General features: G+C 60.3%; 10 protein-coding genes. 7 read left to right on the top strand and 3 right to left on the bottom strand.

Annotated features, from left to right (window positions below):
* From L6R21_27885 to L6R21_27895, 3 genes are all read left to right on the top strand, one after another.
* Positions 1 to 193, top strand: a 193-nt coding sequence (locus L6R21_27885) for a transposase (GenBank protein ID MCK6563031.1), incomplete at its 5' end; no start/stop codon positions are given.
* Positions 194 to 523: 330 nt separating this feature from the next.
* The gene (locus L6R21_27890) at positions 524 to 802 is read left to right on the top strand and encodes a type II toxin-antitoxin system RelE/ParE family toxin (protein ID MCK6563032.1); all 279 of its coding nucleotides are present in this window, start codon (positions 524 to 526) and stop codon (positions 800 to 802) included.
* A gap of 10 nt (positions 803 to 812) precedes the next feature.
* Positions 813 to 1136: a HigA family addiction module antitoxin gene (locus tag L6R21_27895; protein ID MCK6563033.1), complete on the top strand. Its 324-nt coding sequence runs from the start codon at positions 813 to 815 to the stop codon at positions 1134 to 1136.
* Positions 1137 to 1144: 8 nt separating this feature from the next.
* Here L6R21_27895 and L6R21_27900 read toward each other — a convergent pair whose 3' ends face one another.
* The gene (locus L6R21_27900) at positions 1145 to 2122 is read right to left on the bottom strand and encodes an integron integrase (GenBank protein ID MCK6563034.1); all 978 of its coding nucleotides are present in this window, start codon (positions 2120 to 2122) and stop codon (positions 1145 to 1147) included.
* Positions 2123 to 2270: 148 nt separating this feature from the next.
* Here L6R21_27900 and L6R21_27905 point away from each other — a divergent pair, with 148 nt between their 5' ends.
* The 4 genes from L6R21_27905 (at position 2271) to L6R21_27920 (ending at position 4181) form a co-directional block, all read left to right on the top strand.
* Positions 2271 to 2657 carry a hypothetical protein gene (locus tag L6R21_27905; GenBank protein ID MCK6563035.1) on the top strand — a complete coding sequence of 129 codons (387 nt, stop codon included), beginning with the start codon at positions 2271 to 2273 and terminating at the stop codon, positions 2655 to 2657.
* 1 nt (position 2658) lies between these two features.
* Complete coding sequence (locus L6R21_27910) at positions 2659 to 2994, top strand: hypothetical protein (GenBank protein MCK6563036.1); 336 nt, start codon at positions 2659 to 2661, stop codon at positions 2992 to 2994.
* Positions 2987 to 3469: a hypothetical protein gene (locus L6R21_27915; protein ID MCK6563037.1), complete on the top strand. Its 483-nt coding sequence runs from the start codon at positions 2987 to 2989 to the stop codon at positions 3467 to 3469. Before L6R21_27910 ends, L6R21_27915 begins: the two co-directional genes overlap by 8 nt.
* A 151-nt stretch (positions 3470 to 3620) precedes the next feature.
* The gene (locus L6R21_27920; GenBank protein MCK6563038.1) at positions 3621 to 4181 is read left to right on the top strand and encodes a rhodanese-like domain-containing protein; all 561 of its coding nucleotides are present in this window, start codon (positions 3621 to 3623) and stop codon (positions 4179 to 4181) included.
* Here L6R21_27920 and L6R21_27925 read toward each other — a convergent pair.
* Positions 4171 to 4518 (bottom strand): hypothetical protein, encoded by a 348-nt coding sequence (locus L6R21_27925; protein MCK6563039.1) that lies wholly within the window; start codon positions 4516 to 4518, stop codon positions 4171 to 4173. The two genes, L6R21_27920 and L6R21_27925, sit on opposite strands and share 11 nt — an antisense overlap.
* A 321-nt stretch (positions 4519 to 4839) precedes the next feature.
* On the bottom strand, positions 4840 to 5370 hold a 531-nt coding region (locus L6R21_27930), incomplete at its 5' end, for an IS110 family transposase (GenBank protein ID MCK6563040.1).

The raw sequence follows: 5370 nt of genomic DNA on the forward strand, positions 1-5370 counted from the left end.
TGTGAAGAATGCGATCCACGGCACCTATCATGCGATCCGCCAGAAGCATCTGCCGCGCTATCTGGCCGAATACTGCTATCGCTTCAACCGGCGATTCGATCTGGCGAGCATGCTCGCCCGGCTGGCTACCGCCGCGGCGAACACGCCGCCTATGCCTTACCGGCTCGTAAAGTTGGCTGAGGCTCATTGGTAATCAGGTTCCACTTTGCTGGAATATAGTCAGATGCAGCGCTACCTTGAAACCGCCCTTCAGGCCGACCTCAGCCGCAAAATGGTGGTTCTCACCGGCCCTCGCCAGGTCGGCAAGACCACCCTCGCCCGCGCCCTCATGGCGGCCTGGCCGAACGCCCAGTACCTCAACTGGAGCGCTTCCCCGGCGCGGGCGCGGTGCAACTCGTGCGCGACCTGCGCCAGCCCGAGCGGCGCGGCAGGGTCGCCGTCGAGCCGGCGGCGCGCTGGCTCGACGCGCTGGCGGCCTGATAGTCACGCTTGACGTTAATCACGCATTACGTTACTGTCAGCCGTGATCAAGTCCTTCAAGTGCGCCGACACAGAGGCCTTGGCGGGCGGCAACGCGGTCAAGCGGTTCGCGAATATCGCCGCCGTAGCGCGCCGCAAGCTGAGGCAGCTGGAAATCGCCGAACGGCTGGAAGACCTGCGTGTACCGCCCGGCAATCGACTTGAAGCCCTGAAAGGGAACCGCGCCGGCCAGCACAGCATCCGCGTCAACGATCAGTTCCGCGTGTGCTTTCGCTGGACGGCCGCCGGCGCCGAGGATGTCGAGATCGTCGATTACCATTGAGGAACCAGCCATGCGCAAACTCAAACCCGTCACGCCCGGCGAACTGCTGCTCGAAGAATTCCTCAAGCCGATGGGCATCAGCCAGTACCGTCTGGCCAAGGAAATCGGCGTGCCGGCGCAGCGCATCGGTGAAATCGTCGCCGGCCGCCGCGCCATCACCGCCGACACCGATCTGCGCCTGTGCCGCTTTTTCGGCCTGTCCAACGGCTACTGGCTGCGCGCCCAGGCGGCGCACGACACGGAAGTCGCCGAGCGCGCACTCGGCGCAAAGCTGCTGAAGATCGTGCCCTGGTCCGGCGCCGAACACGGCGGCCACACGCTTACGCGGGCTTAAGCCTGGCATCAAACCCTATCGAGCGGGCTCGTCACGCCGCGGCCGCCGCGGTTCAATACGTGGGTGTAGATCATCGTCGTGCTGACGTCGGCGTGGCCGAGCAGCTCCTGCACCGTGCGGATGTCGTAGCCGCCCTCGAGCAGGTGCGTGGCGAAGGAATGGCGCAGGGTGTGCGGCGTCGCCGGCTTGTCGACAGCCGCGTCGCGCACCGCCTGGCGCATGGCGCGCTGCACGGCCTGATCCTGCAGGTGGTGGCGCCGCACGATGCCGGTGCGCGGATCCTCGGAGAGATTGGCCGAGGGGAACACGTACTGCCAGCCCCAGTCGCGCGCCGCGCCCGGATACTTGCGCTCCAGCGCATGGGGCAGGAACACCGCACCGCGCCCGGCGGCAAGATCCTGCCCATGCAGCGCCTTCACCCGCTTCAGATGCTCGGCGAGCGGCGCCGCCAGCGCCGCCGGCAGCATGGTGACGCGGTCCTTGAAGCCCTTGCCGTCGCGCACCAGGATTTCCTTGCGGGAGAACTCCACGTCCTTCACGCGCAGGCGCAGCGCCTCCATGATGCGCAGCCCCGCGCCATAGAGCAGGCTGGCGATCAGCCAGTGCGTGCCGGAGAGGCGCGAGAGCACGGCCGCCACCTCCTCACGCGTGAGCACCACCGGCAGCCGCTTCGGCGCGCGCGCGCGCTCGACGTTGTCGAGCCAGGGCAGCTCCGCCTCCAGCACCTCGCGATAGAGAAACAGCAGCGCGCTCTTCGCCTGGTTCTGCGTCGACGCCGCCACGTTGCCCGCCACCGCCAGGTGCGTCAGGAACTGCTCCACCTGCGCCGCCCCGAGCTCGCGCGGGTGCCGCTTGCCGAAATGCAAAATAAATCGTCTAATCCAATCCACATACGCCTGCTCGGTGCGGATGCTGTAATGCTTCAGTCGAATCTTGCCCCGCACCTGATCCAGCAGCTTGGGCGATTGAGACGTTTTTGCATCCATACTATAGGCCCCACTAATATTTGCTAATATTATGATTTGTAAGCATCATAATTCAATAGCTTATATAATAGCAAACACGATGATGGATTATTTTTCGTCAATTAGGCTGTCCACTTTAAGTTGGGCCCCACACTAAGGAGAATCGATCATGAATAGGATACTGATTTCACTGTTGGTTTCTGGTTGTCTTGTTCAGCCTGCAGTAGCCGGGGTTTGCGACTATCGCCCTAGCAAAATCATCGGTGGTGTTGCCACTGGAGGAGTGGCTGGTGCCAGTGGTGCTGCGGCTGCAACCGGAATCGGCTTGAAAGCAGCGGGGCTTTACACCATTACGCATGCAACCACAGGCGCAGCAATGCTCGGATCAACAGCTGCCGGCGCTTCAGCGGCGGGAACAACAGGAATCATTGCTGGAACAAGTGGTGTTCTCGGAACAGTAGGCGCCGTGTTGATGTCACCAATTGTCATCATTCCAGCGGCAGTGACAGCAGTTGGTATTGGTGCCTACGAAGGCGGTTGCTATTTGTCCAAATGATATGTACGCGCCCCAATTTCAAAAAATGAAAACCGTTTTTCCTGCCCTCCTCATCGCTCTAACTGTCGCAGCACTACCGGCTTGCGGAAACAAGGAGGAACCACCCGTCGCTGCTCAATACAAGGTTGAAATTGAGAAACAACGCGAGAGGGCAGATCGTGAGCAAAAAGCGAAAGAGGTAGAACAAAAGAGGCGCGAAGTAGCCGAAGAACGCGCCGACTTCTGGAAAACAATGGTCTGGGTCGTCATCATAACGGGCGGCATCTTCACACTGGTAGGGATCGCTATTGGCTCATCCGCGCGGAAAAAGGCGGAAAAGGCACGGGCAAATGAGTGACGCCGCAGATCTTCAAGGTCGCGCAGAATCAGAGTCCGACCACAACATAGTTCGCACCTCATCAATTCCGGCAAGCATAGGTCGTGCTTTGATGCTTGCTTGGCGCCCCGTTCCGATTGAACCACCTGCGCTAGATTCGCACCTTGAAACCCTGCCCGGTGTTGAGCGTGTGGCGGAAGTTCTCAGGTTCAGCGTTCTCTCCATTGAGGCCGCCATTTCCCCTCATGGCGGTTTGCGGGCATGGCTAAAACTCAATGTGCTGGTAGCACTAATCCTTGCAATCCCCGCCATGTTTGTCGTTCCTGTCATCACGTACTTATTGAGCGGTTTCTCTACTTGGTCACTGTTCCTGGCCGAAATTGCGAACAACCTCCTGCAGACGGCTGTAAGCATGGTTGGGATGGTCCTCGTCGTAGTCATTGGTGGGCGAATCGTTATGGCTTTACTTGCCTCGAAAGGCAGAGGCCGCAGGTGAGCGCTAATGGGCCAGGGTCATTTCCACAAAAGTCGGCGCTGGCAAGACGGCGAAAAGGCCCAACCCGGCAGTCCACACGGACGCTGCGCGATAAAGCCGCGCAGCGCCGGTGACTTCTACGTTGGGCCTTTCTTTTCGTTCGGAGGTAATCATGTTTCGATCGCTTGTTTTGTACCTTATTGGGCTGTTTCCAGCAATCGTCTTCGGGCAAGTGCCATTCCCGCCGTTGCCACAGCCAGTAACTGCTTTTTCCTTTGAGGACAAGGACTGGAACGTCGACGCAACAACCACACCAAAGAGTGGGCGGCCGCATGCTCCAACTCCAACATCTATTCCTGGCGCACGGGTGATCAAGACGCTCGAACTCAAAGCACTCCTCGATACGAACAAGAACGTAGTGGTTGTGGATGTTCTTGATTCAAAGTCAAGAAAGTCCATACCCGGCGCTTTCTGGTTGTCGGGCGCAGGCGATGGTCAGTTTTATGCCGCAGAAAAAAGCAGATTCGCTGCGGCTTTAGAGAAACTTACCGGCGGCGACAAGACCCGACCTCTCGTTTTTCTTTGCATCAGTTCCGAGTGCTGGTTGTCTTACAACGCGTCCCTGCACGCACTTGAGGCCGGATACAAAGATGTCATTTGGTATCGCGGCGGCACAAACTCTTGGACAGGCGCCAGTCTCGAATGGACCAAACCAGAATCCGTCAGTTGGTAGCCAGCACAAGGCCCAACCCGGCAGTCCACACGGACGCTGCGCGATAAAGCCGCGCAGCGCCGGTGACTTCTACGTTCGGCGTCACTCCAAGCGCCTCGTATGCCTCATCCAGCACTCTGTAATCTCCACAGAGACATATCCCAACAGCGTGGTCGCATACGCCAGCCGCTTCGACGTGTTCGCGCAACGTGTCTGCCGACAATTTCAGCGCAGATCGAAGCTTTTCAATTTCCCGCGCCGCAAAATATTCGAGGCAATGCGGAATCATGTTTGGCGCGCACGCAAGGCCACGCTTAGCAGCCTCGTCAAGCTGAAAAACAATGTCGCTCTCATCCATAAAAGTCAGTCTCCATAACACGGCGGTTCTGCCGCCGAACACTGCGTATATGGACTCCCCCCGAAGTCAAGAGAACTGAGCGGTAGTTCTGGCTGGCGGAAAGCGCATGCAGTCGTATATCCGGCATCGTAAGTGGGCTCTGTGTGGCCCGTGCCGACATGGAATCTGCGCACGCAGTGCCAATCGTTACAAGCGGCAAGCATGAAGCTGCCGGCAGTGTTATCGGCATCGTTGCGTGAGGGTGCGACCCGTTTAGCCATGATGGGCGATCAGTCTCAAAGCAAGCGCGGGGACGTGGAGCTCAAGATATTCCCTTGCAGACTAGCCGGCCACGGCAAACGCCGTGCGCCCGATCTTGCGCTGCTGTCTGGGCGCCGGCTGGCCGTACGGTGCGGCATCGCGCAAGGTGGCGTAGCAGATCCGCGCCAGCTTGTTGGCCAGCGCACAGGCCGCCTTGTTGTGGTTGGTGCGCCCCTCCACGGCGGTGGCCCAGGTGCGCAGCCCGTCGATCTTTCTGCCGGCGCGCCGCGCCACCGTGGCCGCGCGCAGCACCGAGCGCGCCCCGTGGGTGAGCAGCATGCGCAGGTAGCGGTCGCCGCGTTTCGAGATGCGGCCCAGCACCTGGCGGCTGCCGGAACTGAACTCCCGCGGCGTCAGCCCGAACCAGCTGGCAAAATGCCGGGCATCCTTGAAGTGCGACACCTCGCCGCCGGTGGTGGCCACCATCGCCGTTGCCGTCAGCAGGCCGATGCCGGGAATCGTCAGCAGCGTCGTGCAGGCCGGGCTGTGTTTGGCCACCGCGGACAATTCGCGCTCCAGCTGGGCGATGCGGGCTTCGAGCAGGCGGATTTC

The organism is bacterium (assembly GCA_023150945.1).
In the GTDB taxonomy this organism is placed as follows: Bacteria; Zhuqueibacterota; Zhuqueibacteria; order Zhuqueibacterales; family Zhuqueibacteraceae; genus Coneutiohabitans.